Annotated in this window: 15 protein-coding genes and 1 tRNA gene; 8 read left to right on the top strand and 8 right to left on the bottom strand. The window is 62.3% G+C overall.

The genetic code is table 11. The annotated features are described in order from the left end of the window. Positions 1 to 4: 4 nt before the first annotated feature. Positions 5 to 4,966, bottom strand: coding sequence for a PQQ-dependent sugar dehydrogenase (locus JIN84_RS22010; RefSeq protein WP_200353259.1), 4,962 nt, complete (start codon positions 4,964 to 4,966; stop codon positions 5 to 7). 188 nt (positions 4,967 to 5,154) lie between these two features. Between JIN84_RS22010 and JIN84_RS23320 the strand changes: the two genes are divergently transcribed. Further along, a complete protein-coding gene (locus tag JIN84_RS23320; RefSeq protein WP_200353258.1) occupies positions 5,155 to 6,795 on the top strand; it encodes a glycoside hydrolase family 75 protein in 1,641 nt (546 codons plus the stop codon). On the opposite strand, the gene JIN84_RS22000 is transcribed toward JIN84_RS23320, so the two are convergent. Further along, complete coding sequence (locus tag JIN84_RS22000) at positions 6,713 to 7,093, bottom strand: hypothetical protein (RefSeq protein WP_200353257.1); 381 nt, start codon at positions 7,091 to 7,093, stop codon at positions 6,713 to 6,715. The two genes, JIN84_RS23320 and JIN84_RS22000, sit on opposite strands and share 83 nt — an antisense overlap. A 168-nt stretch (positions 7,094 to 7,261) precedes the next feature. Between JIN84_RS22000 and JIN84_RS21995 the strand changes: the two genes are divergently transcribed. The 6 genes from JIN84_RS21995 to JIN84_RS21970 all read left to right on the top strand — a co-directional run bounded on the left by JIN84_RS21995 (position 7,262) and on the right by JIN84_RS21970 (position 13,589). Continuing rightward, positions 7,262 to 7,624: a hypothetical protein gene (locus JIN84_RS21995; RefSeq protein WP_200353256.1), complete on the top strand. Its 363-nt coding sequence runs from the start codon at positions 7,262 to 7,264 to the stop codon at positions 7,622 to 7,624. Between the two features lie 127 nt (positions 7,625 to 7,751). Next, on the top strand, positions 7,752 to 8,279 hold the full coding sequence (locus JIN84_RS21990) for an RNA polymerase sigma factor (protein WP_200353255.1): 528 nt from the start codon (positions 7,752 to 7,754) through the stop codon (positions 8,277 to 8,279). Positions 8,280 to 8,295: 16 nt separating this feature from the next. After that, positions 8,296 to 9,096 carry a hypothetical protein gene (locus JIN84_RS21985; RefSeq protein WP_200353254.1) on the top strand — a complete coding sequence of 267 codons (801 nt, stop codon included), beginning with the start codon at positions 8,296 to 8,298 and terminating at the stop codon, positions 9,094 to 9,096. A gap of 71 nt (positions 9,097 to 9,167) precedes the next feature. Next, positions 9,168 to 11,009, top strand: a complete 1,842-nt coding sequence (locus tag JIN84_RS21980; protein ID WP_200353253.1) for a GreA/GreB family elongation factor — start codon at positions 9,168 to 9,170, stop codon at positions 11,007 to 11,009. 41 nt (positions 11,010 to 11,050) lie between these two features. Continuing rightward, on the top strand, positions 11,051 to 12,349 hold the full coding sequence (gene eno / locus JIN84_RS21975) for a phosphopyruvate hydratase (RefSeq protein ID WP_200353252.1): 1,299 nt from the start codon (positions 11,051 to 11,053) through the stop codon (positions 12,347 to 12,349). 286 nt (positions 12,350 to 12,635) lie between these two features. Then, the gene (locus tag JIN84_RS21970) at positions 12,636 to 13,589 is read left to right on the top strand and encodes a hypothetical protein (protein ID WP_200353251.1); all 954 of its coding nucleotides are present in this window, start codon (positions 12,636 to 12,638) and stop codon (positions 13,587 to 13,589) included. 248 nt (positions 13,590 to 13,837) lie between these two features. On the opposite strand, the gene JIN84_RS21965 is transcribed toward JIN84_RS21970, so the two are convergent. Further along, positions 13,838 to 17,524: a PQQ-dependent sugar dehydrogenase gene (locus tag JIN84_RS21965; RefSeq protein WP_200353250.1), complete on the bottom strand. Its 3,687-nt coding sequence runs from the start codon at positions 17,522 to 17,524 to the stop codon at positions 13,838 to 13,840. Positions 17,525 to 17,791: 267 nt separating this feature from the next. Then, complete coding sequence (locus JIN84_RS21960) at positions 17,792 to 18,271, bottom strand: tetratricopeptide repeat protein (RefSeq protein WP_200353249.1); 480 nt, start codon at positions 18,269 to 18,271, stop codon at positions 17,792 to 17,794. 72 nt (positions 18,272 to 18,343) lie between these two features. Between JIN84_RS21960 and JIN84_RS21955 the strand changes: the two genes are divergently transcribed. Continuing rightward, positions 18,344 to 18,850 (top strand): hypothetical protein, encoded by a 507-nt coding sequence (locus JIN84_RS21955; RefSeq protein ID WP_200353248.1) that lies wholly within the window; start codon positions 18,344 to 18,346, stop codon positions 18,848 to 18,850. 296 nt (positions 18,851 to 19,146) lie between these two features. Here the strand turns inward: JIN84_RS21955 and JIN84_RS21950 are convergent. From JIN84_RS21950 to hemC, 4 genes are all read right to left on the bottom strand, one after another. Then, positions 19,147 to 19,221: transfer RNA gene (locus JIN84_RS21950), tRNA-Thr, on the bottom strand. Between the two features lie 62 nt (positions 19,222 to 19,283). Further along, positions 19,284 to 20,051: a 3-keto-disaccharide hydrolase gene (locus JIN84_RS21945; protein ID WP_200353247.1), complete on the bottom strand. Its 768-nt coding sequence runs from the start codon at positions 20,049 to 20,051 to the stop codon at positions 19,284 to 19,286. A gap of 194 nt (positions 20,052 to 20,245) precedes the next feature. After that, positions 20,246 to 21,760, bottom strand: coding sequence for a uroporphyrinogen-III C-methyltransferase (cobA, locus tag JIN84_RS21940; protein WP_200353246.1), 1,515 nt, complete (start codon positions 21,758 to 21,760; stop codon positions 20,246 to 20,248). Next, positions 21,757 to 22,716: a hydroxymethylbilane synthase gene (gene hemC, locus JIN84_RS21935; protein WP_200353245.1), complete on the bottom strand. Its 960-nt coding sequence runs from the start codon at positions 22,714 to 22,716 to the stop codon at positions 21,757 to 21,759. The genes cobA and hemC overlap by 4 nt, the downstream gene beginning before the upstream one ends. Between the last annotated feature and the right edge of the window lie 27 nt (positions 22,717 to 22,743).

The following is a 22,743-nucleotide window of genomic DNA, read 5'->3' as shown; positions in this document are numbered from 1 at the left end:
TCTCTCATTGCCTTCCGATTTCCAGCCGCATGAACTGGCTTGGGCCCGCACCCACCGGCAGGGCCGACCGGACCTTCACCGTCTCGGTGCCGTCGCCGTTGTCCTGCGGATACCCCGTCAGCGGCACGGCATCCTGCCAGGCACCGCCCGCCGGTGTGTCCGATGTCCGGGTCAGGTAGGTCAGTCCGGGCATCGCGGGGCGGGGCCTCGTGTAGGAGGAGGTCAGGTAGAGTTGCCCGTCGATGAACTCCACGTTCACATCCGGAAGGATCGAGGAATCAGAAACCAGCGGATCGCCGCCGAGTCCTCCTTCCAGCAGGTTCGCCAGGCCGTCCATGTCCGGGTCCGCGTTGTCACCCGCAGCGGGGCCGTTCGCTGCCGCGAGTCCTCCGAATGCAGAGATTTTCCACTGATGGTAAGGGGTGTCCAGCACCCGCACGCGGGCGATTGTGGTGGGACCGGTCGAGTAGCCGGTCCCTTGGGCCAGCAGGACGGTGGCATCCAGCGGTCCGGTCACGACGGAACGGTTGATCGGATTCACCACCACGGTGGCAACGCTCCGGCCTGCGGGGATTTCGAATCCGGCCAGTGCCGGACTCAGGTTGAAATCGGTGTCCAGCACCGCCTGGCCCGAGCCTTGGATCAGCGAAAGAGTCACCGGCAGGTCCGCAGCGGTATCGCCTGTCCGCGTGATCGAGATCGCTCCCGCGTCACCCGTGCCTTTCTGTGCGGTTCCATCGCTCGTCGCGATCTCGACCACACCGGAGTTCCTTCCCATCATGGCGATGTCGCTCGCTGAGACGGCGGAGGAATAGACGCGGAGATCGTCCAGGTAGCCATTGAAGTGATCACCCGCGGTGGATCCCGGTGTCTTGGTGCCGATGTAGAGCGGGTTGGTGGTGGTCGGCATCGCCACGGTGCTGTTCAGCACGCCGACCTGCACACCGTTGACGTAGAGACGCATGGCCGTCCGGTTGTAGGTGGCGGCGAGGTGGGCCCAGTTTTCGGTCGCTGGCAGGTCCGCTTCGATCCGGCCGACATTCTCGATGTCCCAGACCAGCTTGCCGTTTTCCGCCAGCAGGCGGTATTGGTTGTCGGTGTTGCCCTTCTGGAGGATGCGGCGGTTGCCGCTCCAGTCTTCCGCCCATACCCATGCGGTGATCGTGATCGCCGAGGTGGGGTTCAGGCTGGAATGGTTCGCCACGGTCACACTCTGGTTGACTTCGCCGGTGAAACGGATCGCTCCGCCAAGCCTGCCTGCCGCCGACCAGGCCGGAAGCGGGTCCGTCAGGGTTCCCGTCAGACTGTTTCCGGCGCTTTCGAAGGCTGTCGTCCCGGAGGCTTCATTGAATTTCCACCAGGCGGCGAGATCGCTGGAGACACCTTCTCCCGTGATCGCGAAGGTGGTCACCGGTTCGTCCGGATCATCCGAGAGAATGGAAACCAGCGCGGTCTTGATTCCCGTTCCCTGCGGTGAGAAGCGGATGCCGAACGCCGTGGAGGCCCCACCGGCAATGGTGCCGGTCCCGGGCTGGAGGGAAACCGGGAAGGAGGCCGCGTCGGGTCCGAGGACGACCACCCGTGGTGTTCCTGTCAGGGTGAGCGGTGCGTTGCCGATGTTCGCGATGGAGAAGGTGTGCGTCACGCTGGCGTTGGTTCTCACGCCGCCGAAATCCGTCACCCCCGGCAGATCGCCCGGGGTGAAATCATTGTTCGGGATCATCATGGTTCCCGAGCGGACCACCACTTCAGGTGCCGGCGGGCCGATGTCCGGAGTGACCGACCGGACATCGGAGTAGGCGGACGTGACATACACCGCGTACGCCGCCACCCGGTAGTATTGGGTGGTGAAGGGTTCCGCGTTCAGGTCGCTGTAGGCGCGCACGCCGGAACCCACCGTACCGATGCGGGTGAAGTTCACGTTGTCGGTCGAGCGTTCGATGGAGAAACCGCTCTCGTTGTCCGAGTTGTCCTGCCAGGAAAGGTCCACCCTCGTATGGGAACGGGCGACCGCGGCCAGCAGGGAAGGCGCTTCCACGTTCTCCGTCGGCAGGGATTGGATCCATGCGGCGAGCATCGCGACGCCCTGCTCGTCGACCTGGTTTTTTGCCAGCGGCGGCATCTGGTTTTCTCCCACGCGGTTGACCCGATAGTGGAGGATGGAGTCGGGCAGGTTCTGCGGCACCACGACCCTTGCGTCGGGATTGCCGAGATTGTTCACGACGGTGCCGTAGTTGATGCCCTGAAGGCTGAAGGGCGTCTGGAAGCGGGCGTCCCAAAGGGCGTGCACACCACCCGGGCGGTGGCAGTTCGAGCAGTTCGCGTCCAGGTAGGAGCGGGCCCGTGTCTCAAGGGAGGCGGTGGTGTCGCCTGCGGGAACCAGCTTCGGGAGTGCCGGGATTTCCGAATCATCCGGACCGTTGTGGAAAAGCCCGGCGTGGCTCCAGGCTCTCAGCTGGTTTTCCAAATCGCCGCCATGATAGCGGGTGTCGAGATTCAACTGCCGGCTGCTCAGTCCCAGCACACCGCCGGCCTGGGAGTTATGACAGGTGACGCAGTCCTGTCTGCTCGGGTAATACCAATTCTGGCGGCGCGTCTCGATTTCAAACTTCGCGGTGGTGGTAGGGCTACCGGTATGGGCTGTCACGGCGAGGCCGAAATGGAGCTGTGCGGGCAGCGCCAGCACCGTGCGGGAGTATTCCCTCCAGTCGGAACCGTTGGCACTGGAATAGGCGATGAAGGTGTCGCCCTCTCGCTTCATGCGCAGCCAGGTGTTCGGATAGCTCACCAACGGCTGCGGAGCCGGCGGGTAGAGCGCGGTGGCGTTGCCACCGGTCGTCGCCCGGTATTGGAATTCGTAGCCGCCGTTGTTATTGTTGCGCGCCGCGTTGCTCGGGAAAACCAGCGCCATGACGTGGCGGGCGTTCGGTGCCAGCGAATCGCGGACCATCAGCCCGGTTTTCGTATAAAGATCGGCCTGCGTGACCGACTCGACGCGCACCGAGACATCGAAGTCGCCGGTGCGGAGTTGGCTCGCGAAGTGGAACTGGTCGCTGGTTCCCCAGATGTCCGTGCCGCCCGCCTTGATGGTTATGAAACTTCCCTCCCGGGTCGTCGATCCCGCGAGCGCCGGGCTGCCGATGTCCTGGCCGGTGAAAGCACCGAGAGAGGAGGTCTGGATCGGGATGCTTTCCGTCAGTGAGGAATCCAGCAGGTCGGCATCGCTCTGGTCGGCGCGCCACTTGTAGGTCGCGCCATAGACCGAGCCGTCCGCCTTCTTCACGATGAAGCGCGTCTCCAGCCGCCTGCGCACGGCGGGATCGAGGTCGCTCACCGGCAGATCGAAATGTTTCACGAGGACGCTGCCGGTGGGGAAATCCCAGTCGCCCTGGGCAGTGAATCCCACGGTGGTGCCGTTCGGGATCGCGGCGTAACGGCTTTTCACGGCATGGTCGGACCAGAACGGAGCGTTGATCTGGTACGGCAGCAGGCGGGGGCTGGGAACCAGCGCCGCCGTGTCGCTGAAGAAGCCGGTGGCGCTGAGTGTCGAGGGCAGCGGGGTTCCGGGAGGCGCGCCACCGCGTTTGAGCTTGAAGATCCGTCCGTCCACGCTGCTGAGCTGGCACAGGTAGATTTCCCCATAGGCATCGAGCCCGAAGGAACCCAGCCCCCGGTAGTCGTTGCCCGAATTCGGTCCAGGCCCGTCCGGCAGGGTGGCCAGCAGCACTTTCTTCGCCGGGCTGGTGCTTTCGTCCAGATACCAGATCCGCCCGCTCATGTTATCCCCGAAGATGTATTTACCGATCAGTTCCGGAAATTGGGTGCCCCGGTAAACGTAGCCGCCGATCACGCAACTGCCGTCCTCTGTTCCGTGCGGGTAGTCGATGATCGGACGCTTGTTGACGCCGATGTAGGGTGCCGTGAGGTCGCGTCCCGCGCCTTCGATCCGGTTCCACTGGAAATTCAGTCCCGCCGCATCGCCCGGATCGATGACGCTGACCTCCTCACGCGTGTCCGCACCCACATCGCCGATGAAGATCCGGCCCGTGACCGGATCGATGGTCATCCGGTGCGGGCTGCGCAGGCCGATCGCGTAGATCTCCTCCAGCGAGTTCGGCTGGCCCACGAACGGATTGTCGTTCGGCACGTAATATTGGGGCCAGTTCGGACTGACCTCGTTCACAGGGCGGAGCGTCGGCGCGTGGCTGACGGAGCCGCCCCGTTTGTCGACATCGATCCGCATCACGCAGGAAAAAAGGCCGCGGTCGATGCGCTGGGTGTTGGTGAGATCGGTGTCGTCGCCATTGGTGATGTAGAGGAATCCGTTCTGCGGGTGGAAGAACACCCCGCCGCCGTTGTGCCAGACGCTGATGTCCTTCTGGTCGATGACCACCGCCTCGCTGGCCTTGGGTGTTTGGAAATTCCCGTCCAGAACGAAACGGGAAAGCCGGTTGCGGTTCGGAGTATTGGTCGGCGGACGGGTGGTGGCGCTTCCGAGCACCGGTCCCAGGTCTCCCGTTCCTCCCTGGATCCCCCCGCGCCAGACGTACCACACGTAAATCTGCCGGTTGGTTTCGAAATCCGGATGCACCGCGAGCCCCAGCAGCCCGGAATCGTCCCAGCCCTGCACGTTCGCGGACAGGTCCACGACCAGCGTCTTCGTGGTGACGGCGGGGTCGTTGTCGAACGCCCAGATCTTGCCCTCCCGTTCCCATACCAACAGCTTGTTCGTTCCCGGGATGTGGGTGAGCCCGAGCGGGTTCAGAAAAGAGAGGTTGGGAAAGGCGGGCACCGTGGACCAGTCCGAAGCCACGGCGGGTGCTTCGGGCGGCAGGATGCCGTCATAGTAGGCTCCGACGTCCGGGCGGATCAGTTCCCCTTGGGACAGGCCCGCGCCGCAGAACAACGAGAGTAGGGTGGATAACGCGGTCACGCGCCAGGACGAGCGGGCTTTTGATTGGGACATGTGGGTTTTTCAAAAAAGACGGGGCCTGTGGAACGGGACGCGTTGGCACCCGCCACTCCCATGTTCCCTTGGAGGGTTTGTCCATGGATAAAAACGTTTCAGTTGTGACGTATTCGTCACCTGATGGATCCGCAAAACTTTGTCGGACGGGGATTGATGGTGAACGGGAAATGGCTAGGGTAGGGGAAATGAACGAACCACGGGAAACGAAAAACCAACGGAAACGGGCGGTCCGCTGGTTCGGAATAAAAGATGTGATCTACCTGGGCATCATCGGGGTGGGTATCGTCGCCGGGCTGAACTCCGCGAAAGTGAAGCGCGGACTGAAGGAAATTTTCGCGCCCAAGCCGGCGGCGGCCTCGGTGGACAAGGACGACATTTTCCGCCAGGCGGAGGCGCAGATCACCGCGGAGTTGGAGAAGGAATACGAGTCCCGCATGGCGGCGCTGCGGAAGTCTCACGAGGATGCGATGAAGCAGGCGTCGGAACAGGAGGTGCCGGAGCCGAAGGCCGAACCGGAGCTCGGACCGCTCTCGGATGTCCGCAAGCTCCGTTCCGGGATTCCTTTCAAGACCGAGGTGAAGATCGGGAAGGGCGGCATCGCCTCGAAGGAGCGCATCGACGACGCCAGCTACACCGCGAGCTACCAGCTCTCCCTGCGCCTGCCGACCGCTGCGAAAACCCTCGCCGAGCTGGAAACAACCAGTCCCGGTCTATCGAAAATCCTGCCCGGCCTGCCGCCGATGGTGGAGAAGGCCCAGGTCTCGCCTTGGTTCGGCAGGCTCTACGACAACAAGGCGGCCCGTGTCCGCACCGACGCGAACACCCTCAACGAACTCCTCACGAAGCATAACATCTACGACTGCGAGACCATCCTCAACCTCACCGCCGCCAACGGCCGCAAGGTGTTCTTCATGCAGGCGGAGATGGACGTCGTTTCGGACGGTTCCGACGGCGACCGCCTGCCGGCGATGCCGGACGAGATTGTCAATTCCCCGCATTACCAGCCTTTCACCAGCTACGGTTGGCCGAAAAAGACCGCCACTCCGAATCCGATGGTCGAGGGCTGGGAACGCCGCGTCACGGCGGCCCAGAAGGAGCTCGCCGCCGCCGCCACCCCTGCCGCGCGCAAGGCGTGGCTGCGCGACCGCATCCAGTATCTCAAGCGCGGCATCGACGATCTCAAGGGGCGCAGCTTCCTGATCGCCGATTATGATCCGTTCATCGTCATCCCGATCAATCTGCTGGGTGCGAATGATTCGTTCACGCCGAAGGTGGGCGACTACGCGGTGGTGGTTTACGATAAAAAGCTCTACCCATCCATCGTCGGCGACGGCGGTCCGGTTTTCAAGGTGGGCGAGGCATCGCTCCGCATGGCCAAGGAAATCAACCCGAAGGCGAGTTCCTACAGCCGTCCGGTCTCGGACCTGAAGGTCAGCTACGTCGTTTTCCCCGGCAGCCGTGAGGCCGAGAAAACCCCGCCGGATTACGAAAAGTGGCGCAACCGCTGCCACGAATTGCTCGGCGAGATCGGCGGCCTTGGCGATGGCTACCAGCTCCACCAATGGCAGGACCTGTTGCCGAAACCCGCGCCCCCGGCCTCGGCTCCGGCCTTGGCTCCTGCCCCTCCGGACCCGGTTCCCGCGACCGCTCCGGATCCTTCCAAGCCGGCGGGGGCACCGGAAAAGCCAGCAGCGAATCCACCCGGCACAACGGCACCCGCCGCGCCAGCCAGCACTCCTCCGGTCACTCCCCCTGCTCCAGCATCCGGCGCACCCGCTCCCGCTGGAGCACCACAAGCACCCGCAGCATCAGGAGACAGCAGATAAGCGTCACGCCCAGCTCCAGCAGCGGGGTGGTGCCGTGATCACGGTTTCCACCGAGAAATTTCACCAGCCCCGGCACATTCCCCAATCCCCGGGCGGTGCCCAGCAGCGAGATCACACCCGCGCCGATGATGCCGTGCCACGGCATCCTGAAGGTGAAGATCCCGCAGATGAGGAGTCCGCCGCCGAGCTGCAGCGCGCCGTAGAGAAATCCCTGGCCGTCGGTCTTCGCCAGCGTGGCCATCGCCACCCCGCCCATCGCCAGGATCACCAAACCGCAGAGGAGAATCAGATACCGCATGCGCGGAGGGTGGGGGAATTTCCGAAAGTGGCAAGTCTGGGGTAGGGCTGTGATCCGGACAGTGGCCGGTTGCTTCGGGAGGTTGGGGAAAATGAATTGCGGATTTTCCCAATTCCTTTAGTTCGTGGTGATGATCGGGGACAATCCATGCCCGGCGGACATCGAGATATGAACACAGGCACCGCACAATCTGATTTCTCCCCGGGTGAGGCGGCGGATCGCCTCCGGTCGGCGATGGCTGCGGGAAACTTCGAGATACTCAGCCAGTCGGCGGGGGTGATCGAATTCCGACACGGAACCTACCTGACAGAGAGCGCTCCATTGCTGCCCAAACACGGCATCATACGGATCACGCCGAGTGGCACAGGATCCCGCGTTGATTACGAGGTCGGGCTGTCCGGGATTGCCAAGTATTGGACCGCGTTTATCGGAATCGCCTTCTGCTGGCTGGTTTTTCCAGCCCTCGTGGCGCACAGGGCCCACTTCCATCACCCCAAACGCCTGATGGAGAACCTGCTCCAGGCGGTTTGAGAATGTGGAGCCGGGGCTCCAAGGTGATCGGAAGCGTATCGGATGCGGCGGGCTAAAATCCGTTTTCTCGACGGATTGAGATTTTTGAGACAAAATTCCCGGCGAGAGGCATTTTCCTCCCAGAACGATGAATTCTCCCGCAAGCGAATGGAAACAGTGGTTGGCCGAGAACGGTCCGCGTCTGCTGCTGTTCGCACGTGGCTGGAGCAATTCGCGCCATGACGCGGAGGACCTCGTGCAAGAGGCCATCCTCCGCATGTGGCACCATCAGGCGGACAAGGGGGGCTCCCCGCCGGATCTGCCGCTGGTGTTCTCCACCATCCGTTTCTGCGGGCTGAACCTGCACCGCAGCGAGTCCCGCCGCCGCAAGCGCGAGGAATCCGTGATCTACCTCAGTGATTTCCAGGACGTCTGGCTGGACCCGGTGCTGGAGGAGGACGAGGAAGCGCTCATCCTGCGCGACGCCGTCCAGAACCTCAGCCCCAAGCTGCGTGAGGTGGTGGTGATGAAATTCTGGGGCGGGCTGACGTTTCTGCAGATCTCCGAGACTCTCGCGATTTCGGCGAATACGGCGGCATCCCGCTACCGCTACGCATTGGAACAACTGGCGCACGAGCTGCGCCGCATCAAGGAAGAACGACATGCAAGCGCCTGACCCTATCGAAACCATCATGGCCCGCCTGGCTCCGCCCGCCCTGAGCGCGGAGTTCAAGAGCGGACTGGATGAAACCATCGACAAGCTCGCGGCCGCCAAGCCGGAGAACGTCACCGAGATCTCCTCCGGCAAGTGGCTTGTCCGCAGTCTCATCGGCGGCGGCATCGCGGCGGGCATCGGAGCGATGTTCGCCCTTTTCCCGGCGGATCACACGACCGGGCCGTCCATGGCGAAGGCGGAAGACGCTCCTTCGGGATCGGTGCTCGTCAGTGCTTCCGAGCGTTTGGAGTCCGTGACGGACGTGGGGATGCGGAAGGACTTCGAAGGCACCGAAATGCATGCGGTGAAATTCACCGCCGTGCGGGAGAACAACGTGCGCGACGAGGAAAGCGGCATGGTGGTGAAGATTTCACAACCGCGCGAGGAGATCCTGATGATGCCGGTGGGGGAGTTTGACCTGAAACGACCGTTCCAGAGCGGAATGGTCGAGGCCGCGGCGCTTCCCGAGGACAACAACGGCCCCTTGCGCGTCGTGAATGTGGCGGAGAAAAGCGCGGAGTTCACCTTCCAGGGCGAGGGCAAGGCCACGGTCACCCGCGAGGCCGACCAATACCAGGTGAAGATCCGGGGGACCGCCGATGATGTCATTTTCGATGGCGGCCTCGCCAAGGATGCCTTGCTCGACGCGGTGCCCGAACCATGGCGCAAGCGGGTGCTGGTCCTGTGCCGCACCCTGGACTCCGCTCTGGACGGAAATCTCATGTCCCCTCGCGAACCGAAGCCCCGCCAGGCTCCTCCCGCGCCCCGGGGGCACTGAATTGCGCGATCCCGCAGATTTATCATGGGATTGCCTTGCGTTTTTGAAGACGGCTTCTCATCTTGCGCCGCATGCATCCTGACGTGGCGAAACTGGTTGAAGCCGGTCGCATTCCTAGACCGGTCGGCGAGCGCCTTTCTCAATTGGCTCCCGGAAATTTCTGTATTCACAAATCCTTCGGCGCCGGCAAGGTGACCGACTGGGATCTTCCTGCGAAAAAAGTCACCATCGACTTCGAAAAATCCACCGGTCAGACGATGGAATTGCAGTTCGCATTCCAAAAAACCGAATGGATTCCCGCGGAGGATTTCCGTGCGAAGAAGATCGAACAGCTTGAGGAACTCCGCACCCTTTCCAAGAGCGATCCCATCGCCCTCGTCGTCCACCTGCTCCAGAGCCACGGTGGCAGCATGACAGGAGACGCGCTCGAAAAGGAACTCTCCGGCGCGGTCATCCCCGAGCCCACTTTCAAGAAGTGGTGGGACGCGACGAAGAAGACCCTCCGCGAGAGCCGTCTGGCCGCCGTGCCGCAGAAGCGCACCGAGGCCATCGTGCTCCGCACCGGAGACCGCAGCCCGGCCCAATCGCTGGTGGCGGACTTCGAAGCGGCCCGCGACATCAAGGGCATGATCCGCGCGCTGGAAGCCATCGCCGCGGACATCGGAGCCTTTGAAAACGACTCGGACGCCCTCAAGCGGTTGTTGAGCGACATCGACGAAGGGGCGAAAAAAGCCGCCCGCGTCCAGCTTGGCCAGGCGTTGCAACTCGTCGCCGCCCGCGATGAAGTCATCAGCTCGTCGAAGGCCCTGGAGCTGGAATCCTCCGCCGTCCGTCTCTCGGATCTTTTGCTTTCCGCCGATCCATCCCGCCTGGCGGAGGAAGCCGGCACGCTGCCATCCAGCCGCCAGCGCGCGGTTTACGAAGCCTTCCCGAACGCCTTCGGAGACATCTGGGTCAGCAAGATCGTCAAGGTGTTCGACAGCGTCGGAGCGCGCGGCGTCACGGAAATCGCCCGCATCCTGCTGGAGCGCGACGCGATGCCGGCCCTCGTCACCCACCTCCGTTCCGCCATCGCCCGCCGCGCCCTCGGGCCGGACGCCCTCATCTGGGTCTGCCGCGAGCGGAAGGGGCCGGCCGCCGAGATCTTCAGTGCGGATGTCGGCGCCTCGGTGCTGAACCTTCTGGAGAACGACCACCTTTCCGACGGCCCGCGCAAGACCTCGCGCCTGCAATCGCTGCTCGGGGATGACAAGACGCTTCTCACCGACCTCGTCGCCATCATGGACATCAACGAGACGCGGAACTTCGCCCGCCGTCTCCTCGACTGCCCGGTCTTCGGCGAGCTTGAGAAAAAGTCCCTCATGGCCCGCATCATCAAGGCGCGTCCAGAAACGGCGGAACTCGTCAACGGCTCGAACCAGAAGCGCCCTGACGAGGTTCTGCTCGTTTCATGGGAGAGCCTTGAGAAGAAAAAGACCGAGCTGGACGACATCGTCCGCAACAAGATCCCACAGAACCGCGAGGACGTGAAAATCGCGAAATCCTACGGAGACCTCCGGGAAAACTTCGAATACAAGTCCGCCAAGGATATGGAGAAGTATCTCGGATTCCGCCGGACCGCTCTGGAGAAGGAGATCGCCAATTCCCGCGGAACCGATTTCAAGGGATCGGATGCCGGCAGGATCAACATCGGCACCATCGTCACCCTCGCGGATGCCGCTGGCGCGGAGACCGAGATCACAGTCCTCGGCGCATGGGACTCCATTCCGGAGACCAAGACCGTTTCCTACCTTTCCGAAGTCGGAAAAGCCCTCGTCGGCCGCGCGCCCGGCGAGACCGTGCAGGTGCGTGACGAGGAGACCGAGCAGATGCAGACGCTCACCGTCCGCTCCATCCGCCCGTTCAATCCCTGAATTTCAAACCCAACCCAGAATACCTACCCCAACCAACCATTATGGACTATACCACCATTGTTGAAATCCGCGGTCGCGAAGTGATCGATTCCCGTGGCAATCCCACCGTTGAAGTCGATGTGCATCTCGAAGGCGGCGCCATCGGACGCGCTGCGGTCCCATCCGGCGCATCCACCGGCGAGCACGAAGCGGTCGAACTCCGCGACGGCGACAAGTCCCGCTTCCTCGGAAAAGGCGTGCTCAAGGCTGTTGAGAACGTCAACGCCGTGCTCGCTCCCGCCCTTCTCGGCTATTGCGCCACCGAACAAGCCTCCATCGACGCCGCCATGCTCGCGCTCGACGGCACCTCCACCAAGAAGAACCTCGGTGCGAACGCCATCCTCGGCGTCTCCATGGCGGTCGCCAAGGCATCCGCCGCACAACTCGGCGTGCCTCTCTACAAATACCTCGGCGGCCCGAACGCCAAGGTGCTTCCCGTCCCGATGATGAACGTCATCAACGGCGGTGCCCACTCGGACGCTCCGATCGACTTCCAGGAATTCATGATCGTGCCTGTCGGCGCGCCTACCTTCCGCGAGTCCCTCCGCTACGGTGCGGAAGTCTTCCACTCCCTGAAGAAGGTCCTCCACGACCTCGGTCTCTCCACCGCCGTAGGTGACGAAGGTGGTTTCGCTCCGACGCTGAAGAGCGCCGAGCATGCGATGCAGGTCCTCTGCCAGGCCATCGAGGCCGCCGGTTACAAGGTCGGTGAGGACATCGCCTTCGCCCTCGACGTCGCATCGTCCGAGTTCTTCGACGCCAAGCAGAACGCCTACGTCTTCAAGAAGTCCGACAAGTCCGTGAAGTCCGCCGAGGAACTCGTCGCCTTCTACGCCGACCTTCAGAAGCGTTACCCGATCATCTCCATCGAAGACGGCTGCGCCGAAAACGACTGGGACGGCTGGAAGATCATCACCGACCAGCTCGGCAAGACCACCCAGCTCGTCGGCGACGATCTCTTCGTCACGAACGTGGACTTCCTCAGCAAGGGCATCAAGCAGGGCGTCGCGAACTCGATCCTCGTCAAGGTGAACCAGATCGGTTCCCTCACCGAGACCTTCGACGCCGTCGAACTGGCCCAGGAAAACAGCTACACCGCCGTTCTCAGCCACCGCTCCGGTGAGACCGAGGACAGCACCATCGCCGATCTCGCCGTCGCGACGAACTGCGGACAGATCAAGACCGGCTCCATGAGCCGCTCGGACCGTATCGCGAAGTACAACCAACTCCTCCGCATCGAGGAAGAGTTGGGCGACGACGCCGTCTTCGGCATCCGGAAGCTCAAGGTGCTCAACAAGTGAGATAAGGAGGGTTGATTCCTGATCAACCCGGGTGGACCTCGGTCCGCCCTCTGGCTTTCACCCATTCAAAAACGGCGGACTTCGAAAGAGGTCCGCCGTTTTTTTGTTAGAGGAGCGGTGGTGCCGATGCTCCTTCGGGCTGGATTTTTTTTGATCAATCCGAGGTCACGCGAAGCGGTGGGGAGGAGCGCGATATTGCAAGATATGCGCAGTCTACGACGGGCGGCAGGTAGCAGGATGTGTGGCGATGGATGATGATGGCTCCGCAATTCGAAGCAAAACCACCATGAAACAACACATCATCACCGCGGGTGTCCTTGGATTACTCAGTTCGTTTGTTTTCGCCGGTTCCGTCGCCAGCGACACCACATCGGCGGTGCCGGCCGCTTCCGGTGACGGCTTTGCCCGGGCCCGCCGCCCGATCAGCAATCCCACCCTGTTCGATCTGGCCCTGCCGGCCACCAACGTCCATCCGTTGTTTCTTTATCACTCGCTTCCCAAGAATATCAACACGACCCTCGGCAAGCTGCCTCTGGGAGGCGATGTGGAGTTGTATGCGCTGCAGTTCGAGATCGCGTTGAACGACCGATTGTCGGTCGTCGCGACCAAGGACGGCTATGTGGATGTCAATCCCGACAGCACCGCGAGCGGTGAAACCGGTTTCGCCAACCTCGGAGGCGGGCTGAAATATGCCTTCATCCTCGATCCCGTTTCGCAAACCGCGCTGAGCGGAACCGTCACCCTGGAACTTCCCACCGGCAACAGCGATGTTTTCCAAGGCGAGGGTGACGGCCTCATCAATCTTTCCCTGTCCGGACTGAAACTCATCGACGACTGGCAGTTTTCTGTCGGCACGGGTGTCCAGATCCCGTTCTCCGACGAGCAGTCCTCCGAGCTGTGGACGAGTGCCCACGCCAGTTATGAAATCAGCCGATACTTCATTCCGCTGGTGGAGCTGAACTGGTTCCATGTGCTGGATTCCGGAAACGGCGCCGGCAATTACCCGACCCACGTCGGTGGCTCGGTGCCCGCCGTGATCGAGTTCGAGGGCGGTGACCTGTTCAACCTCGGGGCCGCCAATTCCGATGCGAGCCGTGATTTCGTCTCCACCGCCGTCGGTTTCCGCTCACGCCTCACGGAGTCGGTTGACGCGGGCGTGGCGTATGAAATTCCGCTCACGGACGACGAGGACAGCCTGATGAAAAGCCGTTGGACGGTGGACCTCGTCTGGTCGTTCTGAACCTTTTGTAGCTGCTGTTGATGTTGGGGAAAACCCGGTGCGGACCGCCGCACCGGGCTTTTTGTTTCCTGATTCACAAGGATGAAACCGAGTAAGGAGTAATTTAGCAGCGGGGTTCCATCAAAGCCGGGATTCTTCGCACGTAGTCCAGCCCTTCAGGGCGTCTTCCGCGCGCACTGAAGACGCCCTGAAGGGCTGGACTACGAACGGAAGAACCTCTGCTTCCCGCTTGTTTACCGGAGCGGATATCAGTTTTCCTTCAGGCTCACCCGGAAGAACCGCTGTGGATCGACCGTCGGCACGCTGAACTGTTGCAGCCCTCCCGCCACCGGAGTGCCTTGGTTGTCTGGGACGTCCCATGGCGTCCACTGGCCGAGGTTGTCGGAGGTCTCTATCCGGAACGAACGGTTCGTGGGAAGGTCGAAGCCGAGTGTGAGGTTTCCGGAAACACGGGCGAGCTGTGGCTGGAAGCGGCTCCCGCCATCAAGCGGGTCCGTCGCGGCGAGGAACTCCTGGTAATTCGTCACTCCGTCTCCATCGGGATCCTGGTCGGGTGCTCCGCCGGGCAAGTCATCCGGTTCGAATCGGGCGACGCGCCAGGCGGCGTAATCCCGCCGGGTGGTGAGCTCCCCATTGATCCACGTGTTGAGGAGGTTGATGTTCGCCTGATCCAGGATGTTGCTGCCGATCGGAGGCATGCGGGTGAATCCATTGGTCACCGCGACACGGCTGAGCACGATGGAGTGTGTCGTGTCGCCGGGGACGACGAGCTTGTTGAGCGGATCGCTGCCGCTGTTGTTCGCCGTGCCGTTGACCAGGCCCGTCTGGGCGAGTGTCAGATGCGCGCTTCCATCCCATGACGAAGGTGCGGTGCCGCCGGACTGGTGGCAGTAGGAGCAGTTCACCGCAAGGTAGGAACGCACGCGGGCCTCCACCGACGCGCTCGTCTCATCCGGCCGGATGTGGCGGGGGAGCAGGTTTGGCAATCCGGGCGAGGAAGTCAGGTAATCCTGCTGCGACAGGGTCGTGAGCTGGTTCCCCGTGAATCCGAGCAGGCTGTTTTCCAGATTGAGCTGGCGGGTGTTGAAGGAAAGCGCGTGTCCGGCCTGCGGCGTGTGGCACACCATGCACTCCGCCCGGCTGGGGATGCGCCATGTCTGCGGGGCGGGATTTCCACCCTCGGTGATCGCGAGGGTGAAGTTTTCTCCCTCGTCCGGTGCGAGCGTGGCCTCGTTGCCCGCTTCGTTCCACCGGTAACTGACGCCGTAGGCACCCGTGGGGTTTTTCACGATGAGTCGTGTTTCGATGCGCTTCCTGCTGGAAGGCACGCCCCGCTGCATCTCCATGTCGAAGTGCTTCACCCAGATGGTTCCGTCCGGCAGCGTCCATCGGCCTTCCACGGAGCTGGTGAATTTGGATGTTCCGTCGGGTACGATGAACCAGCGGCTTTTGACGGCGTGGTCGCTCCAGAAAGGGAGGTTCACGGCATACGGGGTGAGTCCCGGGGCGGGAGTGAGATCGGTCACACTGGTGAAAAGTCCGGTGGCGGTGAGGGTGGCGGGATAGCTGCCTACGGGCGTGCTCGTGCTCAGGCGGCGGATCAATCCGTCCAGGTCCGCCATCAGGATGTCCTGATTGGAGGGATCCACTCCGAAAGCGGAGATGCCGCCTTCTCCCAAGAGACGTTCGATTCCTGTTCCATCCTGGTTCATCGACCAGATGTTCCCCGAACCGTAGTCGCCAAAGATATATTTCCCCGTAAGCGCGCTGATGCGGGTCCCGCGATAGACCCTGCCTCCGGTGACGGAATATCCACCGAAGTTGCCTCCGCGGGGATAGTCATAAACAGGAGGGTTGTGATAGGCGGTGAGGAAATTCGAGGGCATTGTCGGATTGTTGGTCCGGGGGCCGGCGATGTTCCCCTCGCGGAACACCCACCCGTAGTTTCCGCCCCTCACGATCTTGTTCACCTCCTCGCGCTGTCCCTGTCCGACATCCGCACACCAGAGAACGTTGGTCACCGGGTCGAATGACATGCGCCAGGGGTTTCGCAAGCCCGTCGCCCAGAACTCACGGCGGACGGCGGTGGTGCTGACAGGTGAACCGATATAGGTGCCGTCCCACGTTCCTCCCAGGCTGGTGTGGACGAAAGGGTTGGTTTTCGGGATGGCGAAACGGGCCACGCCGCCCTCAAGCGGGATGGAGGCGTGCGGGGTGGGCTCGACGCTGTTCGCCATGTCGCGATCCACATCGATGCGCAGGATGCCGGAGAAGAGATCCTTGTCGATGCGCTGGCTGTTGAAGGTCGGGTTGTCATCACCCGCGCCCTCGTCCCCGACGGAAATGTAGAGGTAGCCGTCCGAAGGTCCGAAGTGAAGGTCGCCGCCATTATGGTTGTCCCGGTCGTCGAGTTGCTCGATGAGGATTTTCTCGGATGTGGTGTCCGCCAGATTCGGATTGGCTGTCTGGGTCGTGAAGCGGGATACGCGTTGGTAGCGGGCACCGCTTTTCGTCACGGAATAGAAAATGTAGAAGTAGCGGTTGGTCGCATAGTCCGGGTGGAAGGCCAGACCCAGCAATCCGCACTCGGACCCGGTGTCGATCGCCTCGCCGCGGCCGCTGAGGAGATTTGTCAGGTTCAGGAAGGTGGTGGCGGCGGGCGAGCCCGCCGCCACGTTCGGGATCACCCGGAGAAGTCCTCCTTTTTCACAGACGAACAGCCGCTGGGTCTCCCCGGGGGGAGTGGCCATGCACACGGGCGAGTTGAATCCGAGCGAGCCGAAAGCGTTGGGCGCGGCATAGGCGGTAGGTGGTGGGGTGGAAGGAACGTTGAGATTCGGATTGGGAATCTTCAGTCCGTTGTTGAAGTTGATGGTCACGGTGCCGGTGGAGGACTGGCCACCGGTGTTCGCGATCTGATAGGTGAACGAGTCCGTGGTGGGAGTGCCGGTGGTGTGGGTGTAAAGCACCTGCTTGTCCGGGGTGATCACCGCGGTGCCGGAAGCGGGTGCCTGGAGAATGGTGAAGGCCGGCATGGAGATTTCCCCGGTGTCGTTCTTCAGGACGGGGATGCGTGCTTTGCCGCCGTGGGGAATGGTGGAGGAGTCGGCCGCGGCGACCGGAGTGGGAAACGCATCGGGGCCGGCGGCACCGCTCGCGTTGATCTGTGTCTGGTTCAGTGCGTAGTCATAGAGCCGGAATTCGTTGTAGGAGATATTGGAATTCTGGTCGTTTGTGTATTGCGAACGCCCGAGCCAGTTGTTCACGTCCTGGATCTGGCTGAGAGGGAAGGTGGTATCGACGAAGCCCATCTGGGTGCCATTGCGGTACCAGGTGAAGCGGCCGCCCGTGGCCGGATTGGCGTTCGCCTGGAAGGTCGCCACGTAGTGATATTGGGTGTTGAGGGATGTCGAGACGGTGTTCTCAAAGCCGATCTCACCCGCGCCGTCGTTCCGGGCGACGATTTTCTTGTCGTTGAGAGTGTCACCGCGATGGGCCGCCAGCATGAGATTGTCGCGCGAGGAGGAGCCGCCGGGATTGCCGTAGGTGTTGGGGATTTCCCCGTTTCCTCCGCCGTTGATGTCCATGCGTCCGAAGTCGAAAAGGCGCTGCCAGTTCCGGGTCGAGTGGATCGTCGCCCAGATTTCCAAGGTGAAGTTGGTTTTCGAGGAAACGATCCCGTTCGGTAGATCGAAATACGCGGCGATGGAGGAAGTGGCGTTCTGGCCGTTCGATCCGCCGGGCAAGGTGAGCGCGCTTCCGGTGCGGGTGGCGTTGGTCCCGACAATCGTGCCCGGGGCCGATGAGATCAGGTCAGGGATGACCGTGCCGTTGGTCGCGGCTCCGGTGGAGTTGAAATTCCAGCGATGGGTGACGGTCTGGCTGTCGGCAACGACGACGGAGGCAAGCAGCCAGGAAATGGGATGGCGGTACATGGGCAGGACAGGGTTTGGGAAATGCCAAACTCCCGCCATTGTCCCGATCTGTCAAATGACAGAAAAAAACCCCCGAACGGGGGAGGAGCCTTTCATGTGGTTTCCGAAGTCCGAGGCCGCCCGTGCAAAGGCCGTTTGGTGGCGGTTTCCAACGGCTGAGCCCTTCTTCATCCCATGGGGCCACACGATTTCACAGAACGTGTCAGGTTTGGTCTTCACTCCGATGAAACGGGGGAACGAGGGGTAAACGTCGTGAGGCGTGTCGTCTCACACCATGCCACCCGCTGCGAAAACCGCATCCAGATCCGGATCTCCCGCCGCCATCTGCCTGAAATTCGCATCCTTCGCAAACACCTCCGAGAGCAACCTCCGTGCCTCGTCCAATTCTCCCAGGACACTCGCATAGCAGGCGAGGTTGTAGGAAATCATCAGTTCCTCGGGATGACGGCGGGCGGCTTCCCACAAAATTTCCCGAGCTTCATACACGGATTTTTCCCGTCGGAGCGCGTAGGCCCATGAGATCCACCAACCGGGGTTGCCCGGATCCCGCCCCGCCATCTCCTCCGCCTCGATGCGGGCGGCGTGCCATTTTTCCATCCGCAGCGAGATGCTAATCCTCAGCTCACGGACGTCCGCGAACTCACGCTGGCCGGGTGGCAGGGAATCCAGTTCCTCCCACGCGTCATCCGGCATTCCAAGTTCAAGAAAGCCGATTGCGGCATGGAGGGAACGGGAGTGGGGAAGCATCCCGGCGATCATCCGGGGACGGTATGCCGAAATCAAGGACGGGCTGCCATCAAGTGCCACTACCATGGGAGCTTGCTTCTGAATGCCGGGGCAGGTAGCAGGAGCCGTCATATGAAAACTATTTTAATCGCCGCTCTCGGACTTGCCTCAAGCATCCACTTTGTCGCCGCCGACGTTACCTCGAAACTGATCGGAACGTGGTCGGGCAAGGTCACAGCGACCAGCAACGGGCAAGCGGTGGTTCAGAACACCACCACCGTTTACAAGCGTTATGAGAAGACCGGCCTGATCGCTGTAACCACGATCAAATTTTCAGGTCAAAAGATCGTTGGCACTTCTCGCTACCACAAGAACGGGAAGGTTGAGGGAGAGATGAAGGTGAACGGCAATGTGGCGGCCTTCATCACTGGTAGATGGAGCGCGAACAATACGACGCTTTCCACCAGCGCCACAGCGGAAGGGCTTTTTGAGCCATTCAAATCCACATCCAAGATCACTCTGGTTTCCAAAAAACAGCTCAAGATAATCGGCAGCACGTCAACCGGCGAAAGGTCGGTTGGATCGCTCAAAAAGAAGTGATGGAAGACATCCTTCTGGCGGCTTTGAGGATGCCAGAATTCAACGTGCCGCACTTGCTGGTCATGATCTCAGACCCAAGCCCGCGGGGGATTTTTTCCATGCTGGTGGTGTAGGTGTCGCTTCATGCCATCTCGCCGTGAAGCATGGCGTGTTTCCATCGTCTGAAGGTCCGCAGGGTTGGCCGCGTGGGCTGCGATCCTGGCGGCCTCTATGAGAGGCAGGCCGGAGCCGGCGAGGATCTTCTCGGCTTGCTTCTAACCCCTACATTGCCGGAGTAAATGGAATCAGGCTTTTCCTGGAGCCGCTGGTCGGAATCGAACCGACGACCTATTCATTACGAATGAATTGCTCTACCCCTGAGCTACAGCGGCGTCTCGCAGGACGGAGGGGAGGAAACCAGAGCGGCTTTCATCCCGCAAGCGGGAAATTCCGGCTAGTCCTTGAAATCGGTATCGGGTTTTTCGAGGGCGAGTTCCTTGATCCAGATGTTCCGGTAGCGGACGTCGTGGCCCTCGCACTGGAGCTTGAGGCCGCCGGGGACGTCGGTGAGCCCCTTGCCGCCATCGTTTCCGCCGTCGATACCGGATTTCGGGCCGCCCCAGACCTGGTTGATGGTCTGGTTCTTGTGGACCTTCTCGCCGTTGAAAAACATGGTGAGCATGGGCTTCTCGGTCTGCTTGCCGTCCACGAAGCGGGCGGCGCGAAAGACGATGTCGTAGCTGTTCCATTTCCCGAGGCCCTTGTAGGCGTGGTAGGGGGACTCGGTCTCGTTGATGACGGCGGCCATGCCGTGCTTGGTCTTGTCGCCGTCGAGCACCTGGATTTCGAAGCGGTTCTGGAGATAGACACCGCTGTTTCCGCCTTCCTTGGTGATGAGGAACTCGATGTGCAGGCGGAAGTCACGGTATTCCTTTTTGGTGACGATGTCGGCGGTGCCGTATTTGCCTCCGGCGGCGACGGGGTCGTCCGACATGACAACGGTGCCGGAGTCCACGGGATCGTTGACGATCTTCCACTTGATGGGCAGGGAGGAGGCGAAAGCGGGGCCTTTCCAATAGGTCCACTTGGCATCGAGCATCTCGCGGGAGCCGTCGAAGACGAGCGCCGCTCCGGCGATGGGTTTCTCCCCGACTCCGACGCCCGCGTGCAGCGGAGTGGAAACGAGGGTGGCGGCGAGCAGGAGGCGGGGCAGGGTGGACATGGAGGAATGGTTACTCGGGGAGGACGGGGGATCTTTCGGAAAGAGGCGATCTATGACAGATGATGGATGAACGACGATCGACGAGTGAAGACTCTTTCACCCGTCGATCATTGATCGCATTCGTCTTTCGTAGGTCGTTTTCTTGCGAAGGGAAAGAGGCCGCGCTCTCGAGGAGGGGCGAGGGCTGTCTCCCTTCAGCGCTTCTTCTGGAAGTATTTCACGATGGCGGCGGTAAGGCCGGGGATGTCGTGTTTGGAAGCCTCGAAGGTGGGCTTCATGCCCCGCTTCCGCAGGGTATCGCTGGTGACGGGGCCGATGCTGGCGGCGGCGCAGTCTTCAGGCCAGTCGAGGCCTAGGTCGAAGAAATGGTCCACGGTGGAGCTGGAGGTGAAGGTGATGAGATCGGCCCCTTCCTCGGCGAGACGGGCGCGCGCTCCGGTGGGATCTTCGGTTTCGGCCACGGTCTTGTAGGCGATGCAGTTGTCCACGATGGCTCCGAGGGCGGTGAGGCCCTCGCCGACGACGTCGCGGGTTTCGTCCGCCTTCACCCAGAGGATGGTGAGGTTCTCGATGTCCTCCTTCTTGAAGGCGTCCACGAGGCCTTCGGCGACGAAGCGCTCGGGGATGAGGTCCACGGCGAAGCGGTATTCGCGGATTTTCTGCGCGGTGCCGTTGCCGATGGCGGCGATTTTGGGGTTGCCGAGGCTGCGGGCGTCGCCGTAGGTGGCATAAAAGGCATCGAAGAACCGCTCCACGCCGTTCGGGCTGGTGAAGACGAGCCAGTTGTATTCGTGGGCGTGGGTGACGAGTTCGGCGAATTCGAGGCGGTCCGGCGGGCCTTCGATGCGGATGGTGGGCAGCTCGATGACGTCCGCCCCCAGATCGCGCAGGGCCTTGCTGAGCTCGCCCGCCTGCTCGCGGGTGCGGGTGACGACGATGCGCTTGCCGAAGAGCGGGCGTTTTTCGAACCAGTTGATCTTTTCCCGTTCCTTCACGACGTTTCCGATGACGGCGACGGCGGGGGAGGTGAAGTTCTCACGCTCGGCGGTGTCCGCGATGTCGGCGAGGGTGCCGGTGATGGTTTTCTGCGAACCGGTGGTGGCCCAGCGGGTGAGGGCGATGGGCGTGTCCGCGGCGGCCCCGTTTTCAATGAACGAGCCGGTGATCTCCCGCAGGCGGGCGACGCCCATGAGGAAGACCTTGGTGCCGGGGGCTTTCGCAAGCTGGGCGTAGTCCACGGAGCTGAAGCCTTTCGTGGGGTCCTCGTGTCCGGTGAAAATAGTTAGCTGGGTATTGTGGTCGCGGTGGGTCACCGGGATGCCGGCGTAGGCCGGCCCGGCGATTGACGAGCTGATGCCGGGAACGATCTCGAAATTCACGCCTGCGGCCGCAAGCTCGGCGGCTTCCTCGCCACCGCGCCCGAAGATCATGGGATCGCCACCCTTCAGGCGGACGACGTTTTTCCCGGCCTTGGTTTTTTCCACGATGATGCCGTTGATCTGGTCCTGCGGGACGGCGTGGTCCTTGGCGCGCTTGCCGACGTAGATCTTCTCGCAACCGGCCTTGGTCCAGTTCAGGAGGTCCGGGCTGCTGAGGGCGTCGTAGACGAGGACATCGGCGAGTTCGATGCATTCCTTGGCGCGGAGGGTGACGAGGCCGAGGTCGCCGGGGCCCGCGCCGACGAGATAACAAGTTCCGGAAGTGCTCATGAGAGGGTGTTGAAAAGTTCGAGTGCGAGGGTGATGGGATCCGTGCCGCTGGCGGAGCCGGTGCGGGGCGTGCCGCCTTCCTCGGGGAAGACGCGGGCGCTGAGGGAGATCTCTCCGTTGGAAATGGATGAGTAAACACCGACCGGCGTGTGGCAGCCGCCGTCCAGCAACCGCAGGAATTCCCGCTCGGCGGTGATGCGGAGCCACGAGTCGCGGTGGCCGATGGATTCGGCGCGCACCTGGCTGGGAGCATCGCCCGCCCGGACTTCCAGACCGATGGCTCCCTGGCCTGCGGCGGGGAAGAACTCGCTTTCCTCCAGACGTGTCACGAAAAGTCCGGGCATGCCGTTCACGGATTCCGCTCCATTTCCAAGCGCTTCCCGTGGGATGAAATCCAGCCGCACCAGCCCCGCCTCGGCGAGCAGGATGGCGTCATACGTTCCTTCCTCCGCAAGTTTCCGCAGGCGGGTGGGGACGTTGCCGCGCAGGTCGCTGACGGTGACGTCCGGCCGCAGCCACTCGATCTGCCGCGCGCGCCGCACGCTGCTGGTGCCGACCTTGGCACCGACGGGCAACGCTGCCAGTCCGCCCGGTTCGCGCATGACGAGCACGTCCCGCACCGGGGCGCGCTCCAGCACGGCGGCGAGCGTGTAGCGTTTTTCCAAAACCGTCGGCAGGTCCTTGAGGCTGTGCACGGCGATGTCGATCTCCCCGGCGTCCAAGGCTTCCTCGATCTCCTTGATGAATACGCCCTTGTCGAAGGTGCCCTCCGCCTTGGCGACATCCGCCAGCGAGACATCCGTGCGGCGGTCGCCCGTGGTCTTGATGACCTTCCGGGTGATGGCCAGCCCGGGAAACGCCGCCGCCAGCGCCGCTTCCGTGGCGGTGGCCTGCACAAGTGCCAGCTCGCTGCCGCGCGTACCGACGATGATGGGTGTGAGGGATGCGTCAGACATGTGGAAATATCGCAGTTGCGGCCTCTC

Origin of the sequence: Luteolibacter yonseiensis (genome assembly GCF_016595465.1) — a bacterium.
Lineage (GTDB): Bacteria > Verrucomicrobiota > Verrucomicrobiia > Verrucomicrobiales > Akkermansiaceae > Luteolibacter > Luteolibacter yonseiensis.
Note: the sequence above shows the minus strand (reverse complement) of the source record. Positions and strands in the feature narration are given on the sequence as shown.

What these genes read in the sequence shown, in the direction of transcription:
- JIN84_RS22000 (WP_200353257.1), bottom strand. Translation starts at nt 7,093, where the DNA reads ATGCGGTATCTGATTCTCCTCTGCGGTTTGGTGATCCTGGCGATGGGC.
- eno (WP_200353252.1), top strand. Translation starts at nt 11,051, where the DNA reads ATGGACTATACCACCATTGTTGAAATCCGCGGTCGCGAAGTGATCGAT.
- hemC (WP_200353245.1), bottom strand. Translation starts at nt 22,716, where the DNA reads ATGTCTGACGCATCCCTCACACCCATCATCGTCGGTACGCGCGGCAGC.
- JIN84_RS21995 (WP_200353256.1), top strand. Translation starts at nt 7,262, where the DNA reads ATGAACACAGGCACCGCACAATCTGATTTCTCCCCGGGTGAGGCGGCG.
- JIN84_RS21990 (WP_200353255.1), top strand. Translation starts at nt 7,752, where the DNA reads ATGAATTCTCCCGCAAGCGAATGGAAACAGTGGTTGGCCGAGAACGGT.
- JIN84_RS21960 (WP_200353249.1), bottom strand. Translation starts at nt 18,271, where the DNA reads ATGCTTCCCCACTCCCGTTCCCTCCATGCCGCAATCGGCTTTCTTGAA.
- JIN84_RS21970 (WP_200353251.1), top strand. Translation starts at nt 12,636, where the DNA reads ATGAAACAACACATCATCACCGCGGGTGTCCTTGGATTACTCAGTTCG.
- JIN84_RS23320 (WP_200353258.1), top strand. Translation starts at nt 5,155, where the DNA reads ATGAACGAACCACGGGAAACGAAAAACCAACGGAAACGGGCGGTCCGC.
- JIN84_RS21980 (WP_200353253.1), top strand. Translation starts at nt 9,168, where the DNA reads ATGCATCCTGACGTGGCGAAACTGGTTGAAGCCGGTCGCATTCCTAGA.
- JIN84_RS21945 (WP_200353247.1), bottom strand. Translation starts at nt 20,051, where the DNA reads ATGTCCACCCTGCCCCGCCTCCTGCTCGCCGCCACCCTCGTTTCCACT.
- JIN84_RS21965 (WP_200353250.1), bottom strand. Translation starts at nt 17,524, where the DNA reads ATGTACCGCCATCCCATTTCCTGGCTGCTTGCCTCCGTCGTCGTTGCC.
- cobA (WP_200353246.1), bottom strand. Translation starts at nt 21,760, where the DNA reads ATGAGCACTTCCGGAACTTGTTATCTCGTCGGCGCGGGCCCCGGCGAC.
- JIN84_RS22010 (WP_200353259.1), bottom strand. Translation starts at nt 4,966, where the DNA reads ATGTCCCAATCAAAAGCCCGCTCGTCCTGGCGCGTGACCGCGTTATCC.
- JIN84_RS21985 (WP_200353254.1), top strand. Translation starts at nt 8,296, where the DNA reads ATGGCCCGCCTGGCTCCGCCCGCCCTGAGCGCGGAGTTCAAGAGCGGA.